The 21,480-nt window shown below is 42.2% G+C and carries 17 protein-coding genes, 2 tRNA genes and 1 pseudogene; 9 read left to right on the plus strand and 11 right to left on the minus strand.

The features are described from left to right. Positions 1-47 precede the first annotated feature (47 nt). Together LKO28_RS15540 and LKO28_RS00050 are read right to left on the minus strand one after the other, a co-directional pair. Complete coding sequence (locus LKO28_RS15540) at positions 48-224, minus strand: carbohydrate-binding protein (protein ID WP_227692445.1); 177 nt, start codon at positions 222-224, stop codon at positions 48-50. Further along, positions 197-835, minus strand: a complete 639-nt coding sequence (locus tag LKO28_RS00050) for an MFS transporter (protein ID WP_227692446.1) — start codon at positions 833-835, stop codon at positions 197-199. Before LKO28_RS00050 ends, LKO28_RS15540 begins: the two co-directional genes overlap by 28 nt. 276 nt (positions 836-1,111) lie before the next feature. Here LKO28_RS00050 and LKO28_RS00055 point away from each other — a divergent pair, with 276 nt between their 5' ends. Both LKO28_RS00055 and LKO28_RS00060 read left to right on the plus strand, forming a co-directional pair. After that, positions 1,112-5,122 (plus strand): hybrid sensor histidine kinase/response regulator transcription factor, encoded by a 4,011-nt coding sequence (locus tag LKO28_RS00055; protein ID WP_227692447.1) that lies wholly within the window; start codon positions 1,112-1,114, stop codon positions 5,120-5,122. Between the two features lie 123 nt (positions 5,123-5,245). Beyond that, positions 5,246-5,851 carry a tetratricopeptide repeat protein gene (locus LKO28_RS00060; protein WP_227692448.1) on the plus strand — a complete coding sequence of 202 codons (606 nt, stop codon included), beginning with the start codon at positions 5,246-5,248 and terminating at the stop codon, positions 5,849-5,851. Positions 5,852-5,895: 44 nt separating this feature from the next. On the opposite strand, the gene LKO28_RS00065 is transcribed toward LKO28_RS00060, so the two are convergent. After that, positions 5,896-6,189 carry a hypothetical protein gene (locus LKO28_RS00065; RefSeq protein ID WP_227692449.1) on the minus strand — a complete coding sequence of 98 codons (294 nt, stop codon included), beginning with the start codon at positions 6,187-6,189 and terminating at the stop codon, positions 5,896-5,898. A gap of 102 nt (positions 6,190-6,291) precedes the next feature. Here LKO28_RS00065 and tnpA point away from each other — a divergent pair, with 102 nt between their 5' ends. The 4 genes and pseudogenes from tnpA to LKO28_RS00085 all read left to right on the plus strand — a co-directional run bounded on the left by tnpA (position 6,292) and on the right by LKO28_RS00085 (position 9,495). After that, positions 6,292-6,573, plus strand: coding sequence for an IS66 family insertion sequence element accessory protein TnpA (gene tnpA, locus LKO28_RS00070; RefSeq protein WP_227692450.1), 282 nt, complete (start codon positions 6,292-6,294; stop codon positions 6,571-6,573). Position 6,574: 1 nt separating this feature from the next. Beyond that, positions 6,575-6,928: an IS66 family insertion sequence element accessory protein TnpB gene (tnpB, locus tag LKO28_RS00075; protein ID WP_227692451.1), complete on the plus strand. Its 354-nt coding sequence runs from the start codon at positions 6,575-6,577 to the stop codon at positions 6,926-6,928. A gap of 35 nt (positions 6,929-6,963) precedes the next feature. After that, positions 6,964-8,448 carry an IS66 family transposase gene (tnpC, locus tag LKO28_RS00080; RefSeq protein ID WP_227692452.1) on the plus strand — a complete coding sequence of 495 codons (1,485 nt, stop codon included), beginning with the start codon at positions 6,964-6,966 and terminating at the stop codon, positions 8,446-8,448. A gap of 27 nt (positions 8,449-8,475) precedes the next feature. Then, positions 8,476-9,495: pseudogene (locus tag LKO28_RS00085) on the plus strand (5-methylcytosine restriction system specificity protein McrC). Between the two features lie 272 nt (positions 9,496-9,767). On the opposite strand, the gene LKO28_RS00090 reads toward LKO28_RS00085, so the two are convergent. Together LKO28_RS00090 and LKO28_RS00095 are read right to left on the minus strand one after the other, a co-directional pair. Beyond that, a tRNA-Leu gene (locus LKO28_RS00090) sits at positions 9,768-9,852 on the minus strand. Between the two features lie 5 nt (positions 9,853-9,857). Further along, positions 9,858-9,930, minus strand: a tRNA-Gly gene (locus LKO28_RS00095). Positions 9,931-10,113: 183 nt separating this feature from the next. Here LKO28_RS00095 and LKO28_RS00100 point away from each other — a divergent pair. Beyond that, positions 10,114-12,312, plus strand: a complete 2,199-nt coding sequence (locus tag LKO28_RS00100) for a glucoamylase family protein (protein WP_227692453.1) — start codon at positions 10,114-10,116, stop codon at positions 12,310-12,312. 65 nt (positions 12,313-12,377) lie between these two features. Further along, a complete protein-coding gene (locus LKO28_RS00105; RefSeq protein ID WP_227692454.1) occupies positions 12,378-12,893 on the plus strand; it encodes an OmpA family protein in 516 nt (171 codons plus the stop codon). A 50-nt stretch (positions 12,894-12,943) separates the two neighbouring features. On the opposite strand, the gene LKO28_RS00110 is transcribed toward LKO28_RS00105, so the two are convergent. The 5 genes from LKO28_RS00110 to LKO28_RS00130 form a co-directional block, all read right to left on the minus strand. Next, the gene (locus LKO28_RS00110) at positions 12,944-13,945 is read right to left on the minus strand and encodes a glutathione synthase (protein ID WP_227692455.1); all 1,002 of its coding nucleotides are present in this window, start codon (positions 13,943-13,945) and stop codon (positions 12,944-12,946) included. Positions 13,946-13,960: 15 nt separating this feature from the next. Next, the gene (locus LKO28_RS00115) at positions 13,961-15,808 is read right to left on the minus strand and encodes a flavohemoglobin expression-modulating QEGLA motif protein (protein ID WP_227692456.1); all 1,848 of its coding nucleotides are present in this window, start codon (positions 15,806-15,808) and stop codon (positions 13,961-13,963) included. Then, the gene (locus LKO28_RS00120) at positions 15,798-16,580 is read right to left on the minus strand and encodes an N-formylglutamate amidohydrolase (RefSeq protein ID WP_227692457.1); all 783 of its coding nucleotides are present in this window, start codon (positions 16,578-16,580) and stop codon (positions 15,798-15,800) included. Before LKO28_RS00120 ends, LKO28_RS00115 begins: the two co-directional genes overlap by 11 nt. Before the next feature lie 85 nt (positions 16,581-16,665). After that, positions 16,666-16,953, minus strand: coding sequence for a DUF4342 domain-containing protein (locus tag LKO28_RS00125; RefSeq protein ID WP_227692458.1), 288 nt, complete (start codon positions 16,951-16,953; stop codon positions 16,666-16,668). A 172-nt stretch (positions 16,954-17,125) separates the two neighbouring features. Further along, the gene (locus LKO28_RS00130; RefSeq protein WP_227692459.1) at positions 17,126-18,994 is read right to left on the minus strand and encodes a TonB-dependent receptor plug domain-containing protein; all 1,869 of its coding nucleotides are present in this window, start codon (positions 18,992-18,994) and stop codon (positions 17,126-17,128) included. A 52-nt stretch (positions 18,995-19,046) separates the two neighbouring features. On the opposite strand from LKO28_RS00130, the gene LKO28_RS00135 reads away from it, so the two are divergent. Beyond that, positions 19,047-20,534, plus strand: a complete 1,488-nt coding sequence (locus tag LKO28_RS00135) for a PLP-dependent aminotransferase family protein (protein ID WP_227692460.1) — start codon at positions 19,047-19,049, stop codon at positions 20,532-20,534. On the opposite strand, the gene LKO28_RS00140 is transcribed toward LKO28_RS00135, so the two are convergent. Then, on the minus strand, positions 20,531-21,472 hold the full coding sequence (locus LKO28_RS00140; RefSeq protein WP_227692461.1) for a zinc dependent phospholipase C family protein: 942 nt from the start codon (positions 21,470-21,472) through the stop codon (positions 20,531-20,533). The two genes, LKO28_RS00135 and LKO28_RS00140, sit on opposite strands and share 4 nt — an antisense overlap. Positions 21,473-21,480: the final 8 nt, after the last annotated feature.

A 21,480-nucleotide genomic window follows, 5' to 3' on the forward strand; every position in this document is an offset into this window, starting at 1 on the left:
ATTTTAAGGGTATAAACTTCTACAGTGGTTATATTTTGATTAAAAAACTACTTAGAAAATTTCCAGTAGTCAAAATAGGCCAGTTCACCTACTCCGTGTCCTTTGAAGACAAAGTATATGTCCTGTATGCCTGTGGCTTTTTTCACATCGATGGTTTCCAAGCTCCACCTATCACTACCTCCGGTACGGGGAATATTTACTGTCCCCAGCAATTCACCGTCCACACCACCAACACGTACGTTATGAACCAGGCTTCGCCCGATTCACGAGAATTAATCTTTCCATCCGGCGAAAAATACTGTACCACAATCGGTACACCGTATCCCACAGCCAAACCACCTAGATTCGCCATAAACATCCGGGTCGATGTCAATTTCGTAATCTCGTTCGTATCGCGTGTTAGCGAAGCATTGAGTGCGCCATAGGGCACATTGATTAAAGTGTAAAGCATCGACAATCCCACGTACGTCACATAGGCATATACCAATGAACCGGAAAATCCGTTACAAAAACACAGAATAGCAAATCCGGTGAGTGGTATACCTCCTAAAATAAGGTAAGAGCGGTATTTTCCCATTTTGGGATTGCGTTTATCGACAAAGGCACCTACAATGGGATCCCAGATCACATCGACAATCCGGACGACAAGGAACATGACACCGGCAGCGGCAGCAGAAATTCCAAAGACATTCGTGTAAAAAATAAGCAGGTACATCGAAACCGTTTGGTATATAAGGTTCTGTGCCAAATCGCCAGATCCGAATCCAATACGTTGTATTTGTGATAACTTATAAAAGCCTTTTGATTCGTTAACCGAACGTGTTTTTGCCTGCATATTAAATATTTATTATTGGTGGTTTATTATTGTGCTTTGTTACTTTCCGCTTTAGAAAAATCACAAAAGTAAAGGTACTGTTATCTGTCACGACTACTTATGACCTGTGTTACATCCAATCTCCTTTCTGTTGCAGGCACTATAGTATTTGTTACATTTTCGTTTCTTTTTGTTTCTTCATACTATTTCATTGCTATTTTGCATCAAAAAAACCATGTTACACATCGTGAATAAATCACAGATTATGTATCTTTCGAAAAAGTAACCGAAAAACCGATGTTAAGATTTGTTACCATATTCGTATTTCTTTTTTATACCACTGTAGAAGTCAGCGGACAAGCCACACGTATACACGATCATCGGGATTATGGGTTTGGAGAGCTATCTTCTAACCTCATCAGGAGTATCCGCCAGGATCAAGATGGATATATATGGATTGCCACAGAATACGGTTTAAACAAATTCGATGGTGTGCGTTTTGTGCAGTACCTCCATGATGTACAAGATACGAGCTCGATCTCTAGCAATCATGTGACGATAATCCATCAAGACGATAACAACCGCTTGTGGGTTGGGTGTTCGAACGGTCTACAATATTATGACAGAGATCGTGAACAATTTGTTCATATCACGTTTCCTGATCAAATAGCACCCCATATCACCGATATTTTGACCCGTAAAGATGGTTCCTTATGGGTCGCTACTTCTGGTTGGGGTATTTTTTCTATAGATGCGTCCCGACGAGTAGCCAGTTCATTGGAACACATTAACCAACTGGCAGGAGGTATGTATGGACGTAAGTTTTTAGAAGATAGTAACCGACATATGTGGATAGCTGTAGACCGTGTCGGTGTGGTATGCTTATCGCCCGATCACAAAAAAGTAGATGAAAAAATAGCAAAGCTAAACCTCCCCATGCCTGCAGGTGGTGGATATAATATGTTAGAAACCGCATCTGGCGATTTTATATTAAGTGAAGGATCTCACATTGTGTGTGTTAACAAATCAAAAACACAGGCTTATCCACTTTCGTTTGAGAAGGGGAAACGTCCCAAAATTAACGATGTACAACATGCTGAAAACGCTTCTATCATCATCAGTACAGAAAATGATGGTATATGGTATTTGGACACCTCTCAACAGCCTCTCCTAATCAAACAAGCTGAATTCTCTAATTTGGACAATAATTATACTAAAGCCCGAATACAGACAGTCTTACAAGACAGAGAAAAAAACCTTTGGCTCGGCTGGTTTCAGCGAGGGCTCGTATTCATTCCGTCGTCCAGTAAACAGTTTGAATTCTGGCGAATACTAGAACGCGAGGAGTCAGATAGCAAAAAAATAAACACGATTACTAGCGATCGGCATAAACATGTCTGGTATAGTGTGGAGAGTAAAGGTGTTTTTAAGACGGACAATTCGGGAGAAGTTCTCGAATCTTATCCCCAATTACTTCGTGTAACACAATTATTGGAAGATGTGCATGGTAATATATGGTTTTTGTCGTTCGATAAAGGATTGGGTAAAATAGATGTCGAAAACGAGAAAGTTACTTTCCTGAATCTATTTGTAGGGCAAGAGCTAAACGCGATGGTTATTGGAAAGGATAATAAACTTTACATATCCACCTTCGGTAGTGGTTTTATAGAATATGACCCCCATACAAATACCTCAAGAAAATTTAGCATGAACAATACCACTGCTTACAGTGGTGTGTTAGGAAATGATTGGATCACGACCATGCTCCGCGATAAAGACGGACTGATCTGGCTAGGACACCATAAAGGAATCAGTTGTTACGATCCACAAAAAAATGCGTTCACAAATCAATGGGCGAACAATAGTCTTTCCGAACAAATCGTACTGTCACTACTGCAAGATCAGCATCAAAACCTTTGGGTAGGCACATATAATGGACTGCATAAAATTGCTAAAGATACACGGCAACTATCGAGCTATACGACCAACAACGGGCTCTCGAGTAATGTTATTTCCGGACTAGGCGAAGATAAACAAGGTAATATATGGTGTAGTACATTTAATGGTATTAAATATGTAAACCCAACCGATAATAAAGTTGTAAACTACTATACGGGAGATGGGCTAGTCGACCGCTCGTACAACAACTCTGTTTATCATCAAGATGCAGATGGAAAGATCTACTATGGCGGAAAACAGGGCATCACTTCATTCTTTCCGCAACAGATTCACATATCCGAATATACACACCCCGTGTATATTACGAACTTATACATCCGAAACCAAACCATCAAACCGGGAGACCTGTCGGGCGGGAAACCAATCTACACACAAGGACTTTCTACGGCTAACACGTTTTATTTTGGGAGTCAGGATGATAGCTTTACGTTGGAATTATCAACTATGGATTTCAATAGTCCGGAAAACATCCATTACGAGTATCGATTGAAAGGCTTCAACAAAACCTGGAACACGACCCTACCAGGTGTCAATCTCATTACATATAACAATCTGTCGCCAGGGGAACACGAACTAGAAATCAGAGCCTGCAAATTCGGCGCCTATTCGGAGAGCAAATTCGTCACGTTGCATGTTATGCCTCCATGGTATCGTAGCACGCTTGCTTATCTCATCTACCTAGCGGTATTCATTGGCATACTTACCCTGATTGCCAATTATCTTCGGGAGCGCCGGCTGGAAAAGTTACATGCCTATAAACTTCAGCTTTTTACAGATATCTCCCACGAGATCCGTTCTCCCCTAACACTGGTTCTTAGCCCCATCGATAAGTTGATTAAAAATGCGACCGATATACATGCAAAAGAAACCCTGCAAAATATGCGTAGAAATGCACATCGCATTTTAAATCTTGTCAACCAACTGCTCGATATCCGGAAATTGGAAAGTGGCCAGCTTCAATTAAAATTTCAAGAAACAAATCTAACTGCGTTTATCATGCAGTGTGCCGACTCTTTTGAACAACAAGCCGAGGAAAGAAATATAGCCTTTCAGATCACTGCCGATGCTACCTACATACCGGTTTGGATGGACACGAATAGTCTGGATAAGGTACTCCATAATCTGCTGTCAAACGCTTTTAAATATACACCAGAAGGCGGTACGATAGCGGTCCACGTCACGTCACATTTCAACAAACAGAACACTAAACACCCTAGTTATGCTGAAATAACGGTCTCAGACACCGGTCCAGGCATCCCAGAAGATGATACTGTCAAGATTTTCAAACGATTTTATCAGGGCAACAACCAGGTTTCCGGAGGACAACAAGGATCAGGTATCGGCTTGCATCTTACCCAGGTATTGGTTGAGAAACACGGAGGAAGTGTATTTGCGGAAAACCGGACAGATAGGTCCGGAAGCCGCTTTTTCGTGAAAATACCATTGGGTACCAGCCATTTACCAAAAACACAGTTGATAAAAGATAATGATGATAAAAATACAGTGATTGAAAAACCACGTATCACATCGACCGCAGCAGAACCTGTCGTTTCCAGTGTCATTCCGCACAAAACAAATTTCAAGGTCCTTGTGGTTGACGATGAGAAAGACATTCTACGTTATGTAAGCCAGGAACTGCAAAGTATCTATAAAATTATATCTGCGGAAAATGGGAGTGATGCCTTTCAACTTGCCCTTTCACAGCTTCCTGATTTAGTTATATCAGATGTCTCCATGCCCGATATGGATGGGTTTGAACTCGTCAAAAAAATAAAGAGTAATAGCTCGACCAATCATATTCCGGTTATCTTACTCACGGCCAAAATAAACCACGAAGACCGTATGCAGGGAATCGGTTTAGGTGCCGACGCATATCTCACCAAGCCATTTCTTATCGAAGAGTTATTGATCATGGCCGAGAACTTGATTAAAAACCGGATGACCGTTAAAGGGAAATATTCGGGCGCGCAGGAGCAGGAAGGAAAAGTAAAGACGATCTCCTTTAAATCAAGCGATGAAATCCTGATGGAACGCATCGTTAGCATCATTAACAAATACCTGGAAGACCCTAGCCTCAACGTGCAGTTGTTAGCCGATGAAGTTGGATTAAGCCGAGTACAGTTACACCGTAAAGTGAAGGCTTTAACGGGTATTTCGACGAGCGAGTTTATTCGAAATATCCGTCTGAAGCAAGCCGAAAAATTACTCTTGGATAAGCAAATGAATATTTCTCAGGTAGCTTACGCATTGGGATTTACCAATCAAACACATTTCTCGACACTGTTTAAAAAAATGTATGGTTTGAGTCCATCGGAATACATTAACCGACACGCGAAGCAGCATAGTTGATATGCTTTATTTCACGGGTGTTGGTTAAGAAATATTTAATTAACATAAACCTAACAATAACATCATACAAGCATCTTACTTTTAACCCTATTACCTCCATTTCACATAGGACTATAATTTAAGATGGCAATTTTATTCAGGTATGTATTTCTTCCGGTGTTCTTTTTATGTACAGGTAAGGTGCTTCTTGCTCAAAACGATGCTCCTTCTCCACCGCTCATACGGGAATCGATGCGTGAAAATCCCGATTTGGCATTTAAACAGATAAGAAGAACATTACAAGCCGCTTTAGCCGATGGCCGTGACTACCAGGCGGCAGTCTGCTACGGACAACTAGGTGAGTTATACTATTTTCAAGCAGCCTATCTACAAGCACTGGACAATTTCTACCGGGCCGAGGCCCTGCTCAGAAAACAAAAACAGCTGCCGGAACTGGCAGCGATATGGATTAAAATCGGTGAAACAAAATTCCATAACAAACAATATCCTTCATCCTTAGAAGCCTTTGAACAGGGACTTGCCTTATATAAATCGGTAGACGCAGAGGAGGGTATAGCCGACGCCCTGGCACACATCGGACAGGTGCACGTGTACCAGCCCTTTAGAATAAAGAATCCAACAGTCATCACCGTCTTGTTCGATCTGCCGCGGCACACCATACCTCTTTTGCGACACCGAATCCATTTTTGGAAAGACAATCAACTCTTCTTCTACAACATCGTAGTATGAAAATTCGTTGTCGTCGGCAAGAAACCAGAGATTTTTTGATTTATCTATAAAAAAGTCGACAAGTTTTTTTGAAAACCATAGGATGTCATCACCTGGCTAATTTCTTCTACAAACCGGTTCGTTTTCAGATCCAACAATTGTAACTGTTGATGTTGCTTGATCCATAAACGCTCTTGGACATCTATGTACTCACGCTCGTAACCATTAAAATGCCATTGATATACAGAACTGATTCCTTTTCTAAAATAATCAAATGTTGCTCCGTTATAGAGGTTCAGCATGGTTTGGGTGCGGATACTGATTCGGCCATCGGGCAGACTACTGATCCCCTTGACCATATTATCCGACAATCCAATATTGGCGTCAATATGTCTGAAGATATGTATCCGCCCTATGGTCTACGTCTATGAATACTCCTATGTGGTGGGTAGCTTTGCTGGATGAGCAAAGAGGAAAAAAGAACACAGATGTTTGCCATGATCGCAGACTGGCAGCAGAGCGGTATGAGCAAGAAACGATACTGCGAGGAAAATGGGATCAATGAGGCTACGTTTTATTACTGGTTTTCGCGCAGCAAAGAAAACGCTACATCCAGCGGCGGCTTTATAGCGATGGATAAGACCGGCAGAAAAGGCGATGTTGAGGTTATCTACCCCAATGGTGTGCGGATCAAAGTAGATACCGATCTTGGTTTACTTTGCCAGCTGATCCGTCTTTACTGATATGTTTTCGCTAGGTTCCTCGCACCGTTTTTATTTATATGATGGCCACTGCGACATGCGCAAGAGTTTTGACGGCCTATGCGGCCTGGTCATTTCGGTTATGCAGCGCCGGCCGACCAGTGGCGAGGTGTTCGTGTTCCTGAACCGTAGCCGTACCCATATCAAACTTCTTCACTGGGAACACGGGGGCTTTGTTCTTTATTACAAACGTCTGGAGCAGGGTACTTTTGGTACATCTTCACTTAAAAAAGGGGAGCTGTCATGGAGCGATCTGGTATTGCTCATCGAGGGCGTCCAGATTGTAAAAAGCATACAGAAAAAACGTTATTCACTGCCACAAAAACAGCTTTTTTGATTGCAACAGTGCAGATAAAACCATACCTTTAAGGTATGGAAACAGCGCTGGAAAACCTCTCGAAAGAAGACCTTCTGAAGGTTGTTTCCAGCCGTGATGAAGAAATAGATTATCTAAAATCACAGCTTGCCATGTACAAGCGGATGCAGTTCGGCCAGAAGCGTGAGCGCTTCCAGGGCGATCCCAACCAGAGAGAACTCCCCTTTGAAGCAGCACCTGTAGAAGTAGAGCAACAGCAGGAGGAAATCAAACAAAAGATCGAATATACCCGCAAACGTCCCAACCATAAGGGACGTGCAAAGTTGCCTAAACACCTTCCCGTACAGGAGATCGATATTTACCCTGAAGGCGACCTGACGGATATGATATGCATCGGGAAGGAGATTACCGAGGAATTGGAGTGCGAACCGGCAAAGTTCTATATCAAACGCTATATCCGTTATAAATACACGCCTAAAAATGGAGATGGCGTTAAGATCGGCGAGCTTCCCGAACGTGTCATCGAAAGAGGTATCCCCGGAGCAGGCCTGTTGGCGATGATATTGACGGGGAAATATATGGACCATCTCCCGCTGTACCGACAGAAGCAGATCTTCGCCAGAGAAAACATACAGATCGCCTCCTCAACGATCGAAGGCTGGACAAAGGAGGCACTGATCAAACTCGAGCCGTTGTATGAACAGCTCGCCTTCGATACAAAAGCAAAAGGTTACCTGCAGGCTGACGAGACGCCCATAAAAGTACTCGACAGCGATAAAAAAGGCGCTGCCCATCAGGGGTGGTATTGGGTATACCACTGCCCATTGGACAGGACCGTACTGTTTGACTATAATCCTTCACGTGGTGGCCACGTGCCTAAATCCATGCTGGATAACTTTAAGGGTTATCTGCAGACGGATGGATATCCCGCCTATGATAAATATGGCAAAAAGAAAGGTATCACCCATCTGGCCTGCTGGGCACATGCACGTCGTGAGTTCGAGAAAGCACTGCAGAATGACCGTCCAAGGGCTGAAAAGGCACTGCTGATGATACAGGGGCTTTATAACATCGAGCGTAAGGCAAAAGAAGAAAACCTATCACCCCAGCAGATCAAGGAACTTCGTCTAAAAGAATCGCTGGATATCATCAACGAGATGGGCAAGTGGATCTTTGAGGAGATAAAAAATACCTTGCCAAAGAGCCAGATCGGTAAAGCCATGGCATATGCGTATGCCAGATGGGATGCGCTTTCGGCTTATCTGAACGACGGAAATCTGCAGATAGACAATAATCTGGTCGAGAATGCTATCAGACCTGTCGCCCTCGGTCGCAAGAACTGGCTCTTCGCCGGCAGCCATGAAGCCGCACAGCGATCGGCAATGATATACTCGTTCTTGGCCATCTGTAAAAAGCATGAGGTGAACCCGTACCAGTGGTTAAAACATACCCTACTGAACATAGCATCCATAAACCACAAAAATATCAAAGATCTGTATCCGCAGAACTATAAGCAAATTATTGACAAATCAAATATGTAGTTCATAGGGCGGATACATTATTTAAAGATGTTATTAAAAGTAACATCTGTTCGTGAAAGTAATGTAGAAGTTAAAGATTTAGTTCAAATTGATTGGGATGTAGAACAAATTCCAATTGATCAAAAAGATGATAGACTGACTCCATTTTTGATCGTTCGTTTTCTGCAAACATTGAAATCTATTGTCCGAAAGGGTTTAAAGAAAAATTATTATAAAGTTCAAGAAAATCTTAATAATCGTATTAAAGGCAAAATTCTAGTTGGTCAACATATTAAACAAAATATTTATAAAAATCGTTTTACAGCTACATATTGTAAATATCAGGTATTTGGTGAAGATCATATTGAAAATCGTTTTTTGAAGAAAGTTCTCCGATTTGTTATTAGTTATGTAGAAAATCATAAAGTTCTTCTATCCTAAAATTACAAAGTACTACAGGAAACAATAAGATATTGTAGACCAGCATTTGAATTAATATCTGATGATGTTAGTGAAAATGAATTAAATCAAATAAAACATAATCCATTTTACAAAGATTACAAAGAGGCAATTCATATCGGTAATCATATTTTAAAAAGATTTGCCTTTAATATTACGAAGACTTCTTCGGAAAAGGTCGCTACACCACCTTTTTGGATTGATATGCCTAGACTATTTGAAATGTATGTTTTCAGTAAAATGATTGAGGACAATCCTGATTCAAAGCGTGACATATTATATCAATTTTCAACTTATGGTAACGCGTTGGATATTTTGGTTTCTAAGGATGGTTATCAGATGGTCATCGATGCAAAATATAAACTTCATTACCAAAATAGTCACTTACATCAAGATATTAGACAGGTAGCTGGTTATGCACGATTAAATAAAGTTCGTGATAAACTTAATGTTACAGATGATAGCAATGTTGATTGTTTGATTATTTATCCTGATATCAAAAATGGAACTGATGATTTTACTTTAGTAAATATAATTGATAAAAGAGAACCAATTAAGGTTTATCATAAGGTATATAAGTTAGGAGTGAAGCTTCCATTAATTAGTTAATTAACTAAAATGTTGTTACAACCAATAAAAATATCACAAAATAAAAACGCACCATCTAAAAGGTGGTGCGTTTTGTGGTGTAAATTTTGTAACTGATTTATTATCAGCGCTAATTGTGGAGTCGGAGGTATTTGAACCCATATTTTCTATGTTACAAAACACCTATCTATAATTTAGTTTTTTCAAATAATATCTCGCAAACTTTTACACTTTCTTTACACCTTATAAAAAACAAAACCCTTGAATAACAATGTGTTATCAAGGGTTTGAAGTACCTAGGGCGGGAATCGAACCCGCACTCCCTTAACGGGAACAGGATTTTAAGTCCTGCGTGTCTACCAGTTCCACCACCTAGGCAACTGAGCGAAAGACGAGATTCGAACTCGCGACCCCAACCTTGGCAAGGTTGTGCTCTACCAACTGAGCTACTTTCGCTTGCGACGATGCAAATATAGATAGAAAATCTTATTCCAAAAATTATTTTCATCCTTTTTAATATTGTAGAAGCTAACCGTCTAAAAATGTGCGTAATATTTTTCTTACTCTGTTCTTTTCAATAGGCCCCATTAGTTAAATGGTGCAATATTTGCTTATTTTTGCCGAAGATCGATATTTGTTATGAAGCAGTTCTATTTATTTTTTTTGATATTCACCGTGATGACGATAGGAACCTGGCAGCGGGTAAAAGCCGATACCTATCCCGAAGTTGTTTTCGACAATAGTTTGGTGAAAGGCGTTTATGCTAAAAGTAAAGTAAGCTATGAGGGGCGCTCCTGGGTAGAAAATTTAAATCGTCACCTCTTGGTGTCCGATACGCTCTTTTTTACACCGGGGAATGCGCTTTCTTTACGCTATAAGTCTGCCCCGGACGGTGATTGGCAAGTTGATTTACAATATAGCCGACAAAAGCTCAATTATCAGGTGGAGCGTACCGACTTTCTGGTGATTAAATTGTATATCCAATCTAAAAATACAAAAGAAGAGCAGCTACCTACGATCAGTATTCAGCAAAAGGAAACAGAGACAAATCCGCTGAAGCTCGCTTCGTATATTAAAAAAATAACATATGATAAATGGATAGATGTGCGTATTCCGATAGCGGACTTCCGGAATTTACATGTCAAAGAACCTATTACAGCTATGCGTTTCGCTCAAAACGGTGCAAGCACGGATATGCACTCCCTCTTTATCGACCAAGTAGAATTTCTGACGAAAGATGTTTCCCAAGTGAAACTGTCCTCCCCAGCGATATTATCGGGTATCACCGCTTATGATAAGCAAGTCCGTTTGCAGTGGCAATTGCCACTGACACCATCCATTCGTTATATTAAAATATACCGATCTGAAGATAAAGAAAATTTCCAGCCAGTTGGAATTCGCCCCGTATCTATGCAGGGCTGTCTAGATTACGTGCCTGAGGTGAATAAAACCTATTACTATAAGATTACTTGGGTAGACTATAATTACGAAGAATCTCCATTCTCCGAAATCAAGGAAGTGAAAACAAAAGAACTCGAAAAGGCAGAGATGCTGGATCTGGTCCAAAGTGCCCACGTCAATTATTTCGTAGAAAATTACGATATCAACAGTGGTATGTATCTTCCATTTCGACTGAAAGAACGGGCCGTGGTTTCTGTAAAAGAAAGCGGAAACGCCATTTTGAGTCTTATCGTGGGGGTAGAAAAAGAGCGTATAAACCGATCGTTAGCCGTTGGACGCATTTCCCGGATGGTCTATTTCCTAGCGAAAGCACAAAGTCATTTAGGTGTTTTTCCTGCTTATTTTGACGGACGCACAGGTTTGCCAGAGCATCGAAACAACGAATCCACGTACGATATCCTAGCTACTTCATCGATTATAGAAGCACTATTGGTCGCACGTCAATATTTTTCGAAGGAAGAGGAAGCAGAAACAGATTTACGAAAACGGATCACCGCTCTTTGGGAAAATATTAAATGGAATGAATTAGTTGCACCGGGATATGATGATGTACTGGTCGAAAAGATATCGGTGGCGGATTCCACTTATCACTACCCTACATTGGGCGGAATAAACGAATCCATGAACGCCTATTTACTGGCTATGAGTTCTCCAAAACACGCCATTCCACTGTCAGCTTACGAAAATGGAATTAAAAATATCGATTTAGCTTATTCCTCCGCCTACAATAAGATGGACAGTCTCGCTCGAGATACGGTGGCTACACTTATGCGAACTTTCCGGTACGCGATTAATCCCCTTCAACATAGGCCGGATTATATGGCTACCCGGGTTTCCATTTTTCAAGATACCATTATGTACGGCGAGCACCTTCCTTTTGGCTTTTCTGGATCTACCTTACTGGATTTATACAAACCATTTTTCACCATAGACCCGAGTCTATTGCGCGACGGTAAAGTCAATTACGAAGAAGCTATTCGGAATTATATACAAGTACGCAAACGACAGGATAATGAAATAGGAGTGGGCTCCACCGATTCCGACGTGTGGGGTTTCTATCAACGTATGGACAGTATCGGAAACTATCGTATTAATCCGGCGATTGGGCCGTCCTCCATGTTTATACTAAAGGATGAAGGGGAAAAGGCAGTGTTGGCATTGTACCATAACTATGGGGAGAACTTTTTTACAGAGTATGGATTTCGCGCATGGCTTGATTTACGTAACAATGATGTATCGGATGAGTATTTTGCGACCAATCAGGCAGCGATCACCGTGTCGATTGAAAATGCACGTAGCGGGCTGATCTGGAATCTATATAAAGAGATCCCCGAAATCAAGGCCCTATTCACAAAGTTATTCGGCCCAGATAAATAAAAGGGAAGCATGTCGTTTAAGATGAAAATTACTATCTTTACAGAGATACTTAAAAAGCAAATTTCATGAAATATCTAGGTACTGTAGCGTTTTCTATTATCGTTGCTTTAGGGACAACATCTTGTAAACAACAGGCGATTATGGTCAATCCCGGTGCTGTTGTATCTAAAGATGGTACGGACGACGGTTTGAAAAATGTAAAAGGGGAGTTTAAAGATGCAACCCGCACCGATGAGGGGATTAAATTCACCTTATCCTCCGATTTACTTTTTCCGACAAATTCCTCTTATCTAACGGACAAAGCAAAAGTCGAATTGAGCAAGTTGTCTAAACTATTGACCAATGATTCCGCTAGAGAGGTTCGCGTAGAAGGCCATACCGACGCAACGGGTACGGCTGAATACAATCAATGGTTATCTGAAAAAAGAGCAGCGTCGGTAAAGAAGTTTTTGGAAGATGCCGGTGTAGCCTCGTCGCGTATTTCTACAAAGGGCTTAGGGCAATCTGCTCCGGTCGCTGATAATAAAACGCCAGAAGGTCGCCAGCAGAACCGTCGTGTAGAAGTTATTATTTTAAATTAGATAAAAAAACACGTCATAAGGTGAAGCGACCTTATGACGTGTTTTTTTTATTACATTCGTTCTGCTACCCGTTTTTCAATATGATCAAGCACGAGATTGAAATAATCAACGTTATTTAAGGTAGATGCGAGATTAAGTCCGCCTGGACTGAAAACATTGATTTCCATTATCTTGTCTCCGACGATATCTAGACCAACAAAATACATTCCGTCTTCTTTCAATTTTTCGGTCACTTGGGATACCGTTGCTAAAATAGTATCATTAATATCGGCCGGTTCTGCGCTTCCGCCTTGATGAATGTTGCTCCGGATATCACCTTTTTTTTGTATGCGATTAACAGAAGCATATTTACCATCAATAATGACGGGGTCGCCGTCTAATAGAAAAAAGCGGATATCGCCATTTGCAGCCTCCGGTAAGTATTCTTGCGCCAGCAGATAACCATCTCTTGTAATCACCTCTACGGTTTGTTTCAAGTTATGTCGTTCATCTTTTTTCACTAGGAAAACATTTTTCCCACCAGACCCCGTTAGCGGTTTTAATATAATCTGATGGTCCTGTTTCTCCAAAAAATCGACAACGTCCTGATAGGACCGGGTGATCATCGTTTTTGGACGGATTTGTTTCGGAAAATACTCCAGATAGAGTTTATTGGTTGCTTCCACTAATTTGTCCGGATCGTTGATGACCCAAGTACCCTGCCGTTTGATAAGTTGCGCGAATTGCAATGCCGTCGGCGATGCCCAAGGTCTGTTAATCATGTCGAGTACAGGATCATAACGTAGCCACAGCACGTCCATTTGAGAAGCATCTATATATTGCTTCTCTTTATTACGCACCTTTTCTAAAAACTGTTCCTGATTTTCGATGTTTTCCGAAGGATCGACGACGCGACAATGAGCCCCTATATTATGCTCGTTGTGGTAGGTGAAGTCGGCAAGACCTATATAAAATATAGTATGCCCGCGCTTGTGCGCTTTTAAAGCAAGTACAGTCGTCGTAAATGCGGGTTCCTCCTTATGTGTCTGATTGATTAAGAATGCGATGTTCATATATTTAATATAATACTAGTAATTAATCATTTTAAAAATGCTGGCAAATTGATTTAAATCTTTAAGTTTTTCGGTATAAGGTTCTTGTAGGTAGCGCGGCGTAATACGTGGCTGTCTCAATACCCCACGTTGGATCAAATCATGCACGATAGGCAGATAGTCCTCTCGAATCTTGCCGATCATAAGCAGGTTGAGGTTTTTACCCTGCTGAATGTATTGAATAATTTCTTTGAATCCTTGTAAATAGGCGGTATCCTTTGTGAGCCCTCCCGAGCGATATACGCGCATGGTCATTGTAAAGGCTGTATTGGTACCAAAAGCATATTCTTCGTGTAGCATAGTAAATGTTTCCACAAACGAGTAGCCGAGCAGCATGTGGCGCACAGCAATGACGCGACCTGCCAAGATTCGTAAACGCTCATTCGTCAGTCCGCCCACCAAAAATTCAGCCAGTACGGCAAGCCCTTCCTGCAATTGCTCGTATCCGGGAACACCCAAGCGAAAAAAGCTGAAAGGCTGTTCTTTGCCGTTAAAATACGTAACGATATGCGTGCCCACTTCATGCTGAATCAAGGCGCGTGCACGCTTTTGACTGATCCGGTATTGTTTACTAATATTCAAGACACCATGGTTTACCATAACCCCTGCGATATCGTCACGTACCCGTACACTCGTTTTGAATCCAGGCGATTGGCGCTGCAGGAAAGCCATTTCCTCCTCCGCCAACTTGGCGAAGCTCTGTGCGTCTAAATACTCCTCTTCCGGCACCTGTCGTTCTGGCTGTGCGATGTTGTCGATGACCGTAAGCACCGCTTTCGCCAGTTCATAGAGCCGTTCATCTACGTTCCCGAAGACCATCAAGCTTCCATATTTGAAGTCCGAGGTACCTCGAGAGGCCAACATAGTCATCATATCGTCCAACTCCCGACGCTTATCTCTAAAAAGATAGGCGATAGTGGGGTCGTAGATATCTTCAATACGCAGATTATAGAGGTTTCTCTTCACGATATCCGGATCAATCGGAATCGGACGGTAATGGAACACCGGCGTTTTTCGAAATTTATCTTTTTTAAACTGTAACCATGCCTCGTGCGAGTTAGTCGGCGTGGTCAATAACAAAAAATCAAACTTTTGACTCTCTTTCGCCAGCGCACGGTCAATATCGTATATCTCTTCGTGGAGTTTTTCCTGCCCTTTCATTTTAAAATGCGCCGCCTGCGCCGTCGTATAAAGCCGTACGAATTCAAAAAATAGTCTTGAAAGACCCTTTGCCAGTGATTCCCGAAAGACCCTCGCCAATAAGGGAAGGAAAGTGCCGTCGAGCGTCTCATACCTTTTCCGGACGGAGATACCCAACGTCAAAACAATATTACTTTTCGTGTCCTCTGTGTTGACCAAAAGCGGACAGCGCGGAGGCCGAGGCAACTTCGTTTCTTTTTGGAGTTCGATATGCAAATCGGGCGCTTCGGTCTCTATATTTTTTTTTAGATACTCTGCCAATACAAGCGCATTTTTTTGGGAAAGATGAATAGCCATGTCAGCCGTCTGTTCTTCCGGCGCATTCCAGACTTCAATGAGTAAGCAAGTGCCAAACTCATTGGCTAATGTCGCTGCCAATTGAGGAATCCAACGACTGACCTGATCGTCGTCGTCTCCCGGAGAAAAAATAATACTTGCTGCTTCCGACTTTGCCAGTTCGGATAATACCCGATCTTTGCCGGTAGGAGGAATGCGGTATATAAATAAATAAGGGACGATCTTGTTAAAAACAATTTTTCCCTTATTAGGAATCTGTTTATGTATCGGTGCTCCACTTTTAATTGCCCGTATTAATTGCGGCAATATCTTATCTTTAAACTCCATATATCGTTAAGTTTTGCAAATCTTTTAAGACATGGAGCAGTAACTGTTTGTAGGCCAGGATAGCAGGCTGATAAGGCTGGCCGGTCCATTCATTCATGAAATCTTTTCGGAACTCTATGGAGAGTACACAGCCATGGGCACCGAATTTATGGAGTATATGTTGGGCGAGGTTGCCTCCTTTAAATTTTACGTTTTCACGGATATCAATTGGGTCACCTAAAAGCTGCTGATTCCGCACGCTTTCCACAAAACGGTCGACTACCGGCCTCCATCGTTCTTGGTTGTATTGGGTACCCAAGTTTATCTGTGGGTTGGCGTGTTTATCCACCGGTTCCTCTTCGCTAATGCGTTGGGCATTATAGGTATGTACGTCAAAAACGATAAAAAAACCATGTTGCTCGATTGTCTGCTGGATATAACGATCGATTTGTCGGTAGAAATCCCGATAATCTTCATAAAGCTGTTCTAACACTGTGGAGGGCAACGTATCTTTCCACACAGTTAACCCCCAAGCCTGTTCTGGTCGGAGGTATACCGCGTCTTCTTCCTTTCGATTCACGTCCAATTGAAAGCGGGAAGTCCCGACAACAAGTCGGTTCACCGGTAGTTCCGATATGGAGGCCGTATAAGGATCTTCCTCCCTAAGCCTTTGCGTTTCATCTAACAGAATAAATTGCTCTGCGATCGAATCTACCTGATGCCCGTCATGGACCGCAAATGCCCAATAAGGACTGTCAGCAACCTGTATACTGTATTGAAATAATGACGCCATAACTATTCTGTCTTTTGTTAAATAATAACATGTTAATCGACAAATAGTTTTAGCGGCCTACTTCTCTATATTATGTTTGGCCTTTTTACAACGGGCCTTCTGTTAAGGAATCGTTCGAAGGTGGGATGTCGTCGTCCTTCCGTTTCTCTACCGTGATTTTGCACTCTGTCAACAGTGCTGCCAGCGCACCTATTGCCGCAAATATCGGTGCAAATACAACACCTACAACACCAATAGTAACGGGGAAGCTCATAATTTCCTTTCCAGACTTATCCGATATACTGATTTTTGTTACATTGCCTTCCGCGATAATCTCTTTGATTTTCTTTAACAGGTTCTCACCGTTTACGATGAATGTTTCTTTTAGTGACATAATATTCGTTTTTAATGTTCAATATAAAGCATAACAAGCAGGGTTGTCGCTTTGTTCTTCGTTATCTAACAACAAATTAACGACGAATCAGATGGAAATAAGAGCGAAATCAGGTTAATAAGTCGTTAAAATAGGCGAAAGCCCCTTTATCGTCGGTGAAAGATGTGGAGCATTACCTGCTCCACTGATATTTTACCCCAAAACTATACCACCTTCCGGGCATAGGGATGGCACTCGTTTCGATATACGTGATATCAAAAATATTTTGTGCATCTACATACATCGAAAGAAACGGAAAGCTATATCCAATTCGTAAATCCGTTAAGAAATAGGATTTATCTGATATGCGCTGATGGAAGCGATTAGCTATAGAAGCATTCCAAATCCTATTGTTTGCCATGAGGAGTAGTTTTCCCTGGTGTTTTAGATTTTCCAAACTGTATTTGGATATAATCCCCTCTGTTTGCTCCAGGGAGGCATCTAGGTAGTTGTATCCTAGATTGACTCGATAACGTATATTGTTTACTTGAAACGTATATAGAAAATTAGTATTTATCCCGTGTACTTTGTTTTTACCGATATTAAATGGTTGGTAAGGATCGTTTACATCCGTTTTTATCCAATCGATAAAATCTCGGATGTTCCGATAAAAATATCCTCCATGTGCAATAAAATTTGTGCTTTGGAATTTAATCGCGCCTTCAGTTTGCCAGGCATCTTCCGAAAATAAGTCCGGATTGCCGATATTTCCCGGGCGTTGGTTTAAATAAAGATCTGTAAACGAGGGGATACGCTGACTTGACCCGGTGTTGAACACCAGTTTCCATGTCGGTGTGATGCTGTACCCTAAGTCGATACCGGGATAAACCTGCCAGCCATACTGTGTGTTATAGTTTATATATGCACCTGCATTGACCGTCAGGTTTTTTAGCTGTTCGGTTCTAAATTCGGCGTAAGCACCGTGGTTGTTTCGGTTGTGAACACCCATATTAGAACTTGCGATACGGTCGAGACGGGATTCCAAACCCAAACCAAAATCTCCGAATGTGGTGTGATATCGACTGTTCAGCTCCATAGAGAACGCGTTGGTATAATGCCGTGAACGTGCGGAGGAAAGGTTATGCTTAAAATAACGGTAATCATCTTCGTTATAACGGTTGGTTATGCGCGGGCTAAGATAGAAACGGTCGGAAAGTTGATGTTTGGAGCTTAAGGAAGCAAATACGGTTTCTACAATTTCTTCAGACTCCCGATCACCTGGAGCCGCATAAAAGCCATTAGCCCCGAAACGGTTATACATATAGCTGCCTAACCATTCTACCTCATTATCGTTATTTATCGCGAGATTCCCTTGATAAAATATTTTATCGTTTTGGGATGCCGTATTGTAGCGCTGTCCGTTGGATTTTTCTTTGTTATAGTAAACCTGATGTTGGTGTTTGTCATTAAACCAACTTGCACCGATTTGCGTACCGGCATGATAATAAATGCCGTCTTTGGCCTCTTCGTCTCTGTTTTTAAACGAACTTCCCGTATATACGTTGGCTTGGATCGAAGTTTTGTCTACTGTCTTGGTAATGATGTTGATTGCTCCAGTTAAAGCATTGACACCATAAATGCGTGCCGCTGCACCCCGAAGTACCTCTATTCTTTCGATAGCATCTAAAGGAATAGGCAGATTCAGGCTATGATGGGCAGTTTGCGAATCAGAAACCTTTGCTCCATTGACCAATATCAGCGTTTGTTCAAAACTCCCCCCATCAATACTTACATCCGCTTGGGCACCGAAAGGACCACGTTGTCGCAAATCGACACCATTTAAGAGTCCGAGTACTTCGTTCAAATTTTTGACAGGTAGTTGTTTAATTTGCGCTGCACTCAAAATCTCGACATTTCTATTGTCTTTACTGAAAGGAATCTGTAATCGGTTTGCATGAACGGTCACTTCCTGAATACTGTCTTGTTTTGCTTCTTGCGTGTGTCCCCACAACGGCAAAAATGCTACGGCTAATAAAATCTGGTGATTGTTTATGAATTTCATGCGGCAAAAGTATTATCTTTCCGGATTGTTGTAAGGTTCCAATTTTAATAAGATGAGTAGTCCGGTTTTAGATTTGTTCTCCAGTTTTGTGTTTATTGACCGAACATCGGCACAGCCTATATATTTACAGGTTTCCCAACAGATGATTAATGCTATTCAGCGTGGATATCTATTAGTGGGTATGAAGCTTCCGGGAACGAGAGCACTAAGCGAAGTGTTGCAAGTGCATCGCAAAACGATTATTGCGATATATGACGAACTCGAAGCGCAGGGATGGGTGGAGGTGCGGCCGAACAAGGGTACGTTCGTGGTCAATCAATCGCATCAGGTGAAAATGGATAAACCTTATGAAAAATTGGTTTCACTAGCAAAATATCCCACCTCGACCGGATTTACCTTTAGACAATCGACAATTCTGAATAATCCTTTTGAATTCTCCAAGAACCAGTTGGTTTTTAACGATGGGCAACCAGACATACGGCTCACACAAATGCAGAACCTTTCCCGCTGGTATAGTGCGTCAATGAAACGTAAGCACAACTTGAAACGTCTTACGGGGCATAATATGGAAGGAAGTGAATATTTTAGGGAGCAATTGAGCAACTATTTGAATTTTTCAAGGGGCCTGCATATTTCTAAAAATAACTTACTCATCACGCGCAGTGTGGAAATGAGTTTATATATTATTTCGCAAATCTTGCTTTCGAAAGGTGATCAGGTTTTAGTCGGTGATTTGAGTATGTTTTCGGCCAACATGGTTTTTCAACAAACAGGTGCCAAGGTACGTACGATCCCTTTAGATGAAAATGGTATTGACGTGGATTACATCCGGACACACTTCCAACCGGGACAAATTCGTATGGTGTACGTAACGCCCCACCATCACTATCCCACGACCGTCACCCTCTCGGCCCAAAGACGAATCTCGTTGTTGCAGTTGGCGCGGGAATACGGCTTTGTTATCGTGGAGGACGACTACGACTACGATTTCCAGTACGAACAGACGGCCGTGATGCCATTGGCGAGTGGCGATATCGATGGCATGGTGGTCTATGTAGGCGCTTTTGGCAAAACACTCGCACCGGCCTTTCAAACTGGTTTTGTGGTCGCTCCGGATAACTTCATTGCGGAGATGCGTAAATACCTGGCTATTATCGACCGGCAAGGAGACGTGATTATGGAACAGGCATTAGGAGAGATGATCGAAGAAGGGGAGGTGCACCGGCATCTCAAAAAATCGCTGAAGGTATACCGCGAGCGTCGGGATCTGTTCTGTGAAATTTTGGAAACTCGTTTCGACGGACTCGTCAAGTTTCAAAAACCTGCCGGTGGCCTAGCGTTATGGACGGCGTGGACCCCGGGTTTTTCTCTTTTTCAACTCGCCAATAAATGCCGGCAAGGAGACTTATTTATCCCCAAGAATATATTATACCAAAACAATATTCGATCTGCCATGCGTCTCGGGTTCGGCCATTTAAATGAAACGGAAATAGAACAGTCGTTGGAGGTACTGCGGAGAGCAGTGATGAAAACAATCTAATGCCACTCCGGCCGGCCTATGATCTCCCGGTTTTCAATCGGCATACTATCTTCTTGTTTGCTTGGCATATCTCGTGGGTCCAATACAGGCTGCCCGGCATCCACCCAGGCTGAAAACCAGAAAGAGCTGGTACGCAGGATGGATTTTCGCATCCGATCTTCTACCATGCCCTGCATACGTGTGTGGTATGCACTTGCATAGGCATCCGAATAGGTGGAAATCAGGATATTGTTCCGGGTAATATAACTTCGCTGGAGCGGCTTCGGAAAGGTTACAGAAAGTTCCTTTTCCAATAGTAAAACAGAGTCGACAAGCGCATTGCTTTCACGCACGATGGTCCAGGCCGAGTCGAGCGGGCTGTGGAGATAAACAGCTTTTCCGACGAATAGATTATACGCATCGGCAAACATTTCAGGCAACCTACTTTCCCAAAATGCGTGAATACCGATTTGTCCGGTCAGCTGTCCATTATAATTCCGTGTGGTATGGAGCGGCACATGCGCGTCCGACACGTAATGACCCAGGTCGGCCGAATGGCGAATTACCGCTTCTGTATTCTTTTCTCGGAACGCCTTGACTAACTTTTGGTAAGTAAAATAGATCTGCCAAGGCACGATGCCATTAGCAAGCAATTTACGTTCTTCGAATTTTGCGGTCGCTTGGCTCCAATGTATAGGAATGGAATCCACATGGCCGCCTTCATATTCTTCCACATCAATAAAATGCCGGGGAGATTCCAGCGAGTCAACATAACATCTTTTATCCGCGTCTACCGCTTTTTCGGAAATGATATCAATGTGTTTTTTGTAGAAAGCTGCTAACGGAGCGGGCAAAGGAAATACGGCGACATGATTGATTTTTTTGTGGGCATAGAATCCCCATGAACTGAACAATGCGATCAGGAACATGCCCAATAGATAACGATATGTGCTGTACATAATTCACT

The organism is Sphingobacterium sp. FBM7-1 (assembly GCF_020687765.1).
Lineage (GTDB): Bacteria > Bacteroidota > Bacteroidia > Sphingobacteriales > Sphingobacteriaceae > Sphingobacterium.

Bases quoted from the DNA above. Each gene is read 5' to 3' on its own strand.
- LKO28_RS00140 (WP_227692461.1), bottom strand. From the start codon at position 21,472: ATGTACAGCACATATCGTTATCTATTGGGCATGTTCCTGATCGCATTG.
- LKO28_RS00105 (WP_227692454.1), top strand. From the start codon at position 12,378: ATGAAATATCTAGGTACTGTAGCGTTTTCTATTATCGTTGCTTTAGGG.
- LKO28_RS00120 (WP_227692457.1), bottom strand. From the start codon at position 16,580: ATGGCGTCATTATTTCAATACAGTATACAGGTTGCTGACAGTCCTTAT.
- LKO28_RS00060 (WP_227692448.1), top strand. From the start codon at position 5,246: ATGGCAATTTTATTCAGGTATGTATTTCTTCCGGTGTTCTTTTTATGT.
- LKO28_RS00110 (WP_227692455.1), bottom strand. From the start codon at position 13,945: ATGAACATCGCATTCTTAATCAATCAGACACATAAGGAGGAACCCGCA.
- LKO28_RS00055 (WP_227692447.1), top strand. From the start codon at position 1,112: ATGTTAAGATTTGTTACCATATTCGTATTTCTTTTTTATACCACTGTA.
- LKO28_RS00135 (WP_227692460.1), top strand. From the start codon at position 19,047: ATGAGTAGTCCGGTTTTAGATTTGTTCTCCAGTTTTGTGTTTATTGAC.
- LKO28_RS00125 (WP_227692458.1), bottom strand. From the start codon at position 16,953: ATGTCACTAAAAGAAACATTCATCGTAAACGGTGAGAACCTGTTAAAG.
- LKO28_RS00100 (WP_227692453.1), top strand. From the start codon at position 10,114: ATGAAGCAGTTCTATTTATTTTTTTTGATATTCACCGTGATGACGATA.
- tnpC (WP_227692452.1), top strand. From the start codon at position 6,964: ATGGAAACAGCGCTGGAAAACCTCTCGAAAGAAGACCTTCTGAAGGTT.
- tnpB (WP_227692451.1), top strand. From the start codon at position 6,575: ATGTTTTCGCTAGGTTCCTCGCACCGTTTTTATTTATATGATGGCCAC.
- LKO28_RS00130 (WP_227692459.1), bottom strand. From the start codon at position 18,994: ATGAAATTCATAAACAATCACCAGATTTTATTAGCCGTAGCATTTTTG.
- LKO28_RS00050 (WP_227692446.1), bottom strand. From the start codon at position 835: ATGCAGGCAAAAACACGTTCGGTTAACGAATCAAAAGGCTTTTATAAG.
- tnpA (WP_227692450.1), top strand. From the start codon at position 6,292: ATGAGCAAAGAGGAAAAAAGAACACAGATGTTTGCCATGATCGCAGAC.
- LKO28_RS00065 (WP_227692449.1), bottom strand. From the start codon at position 6,189: ATGGTCAAGGGGATCAGTAGTCTGCCCGATGGCCGAATCAGTATCCGC.
- LKO28_RS00115 (WP_227692456.1), bottom strand. From the start codon at position 15,808: ATGGAGTTTAAAGATAAGATATTGCCGCAATTAATACGGGCAATTAAA.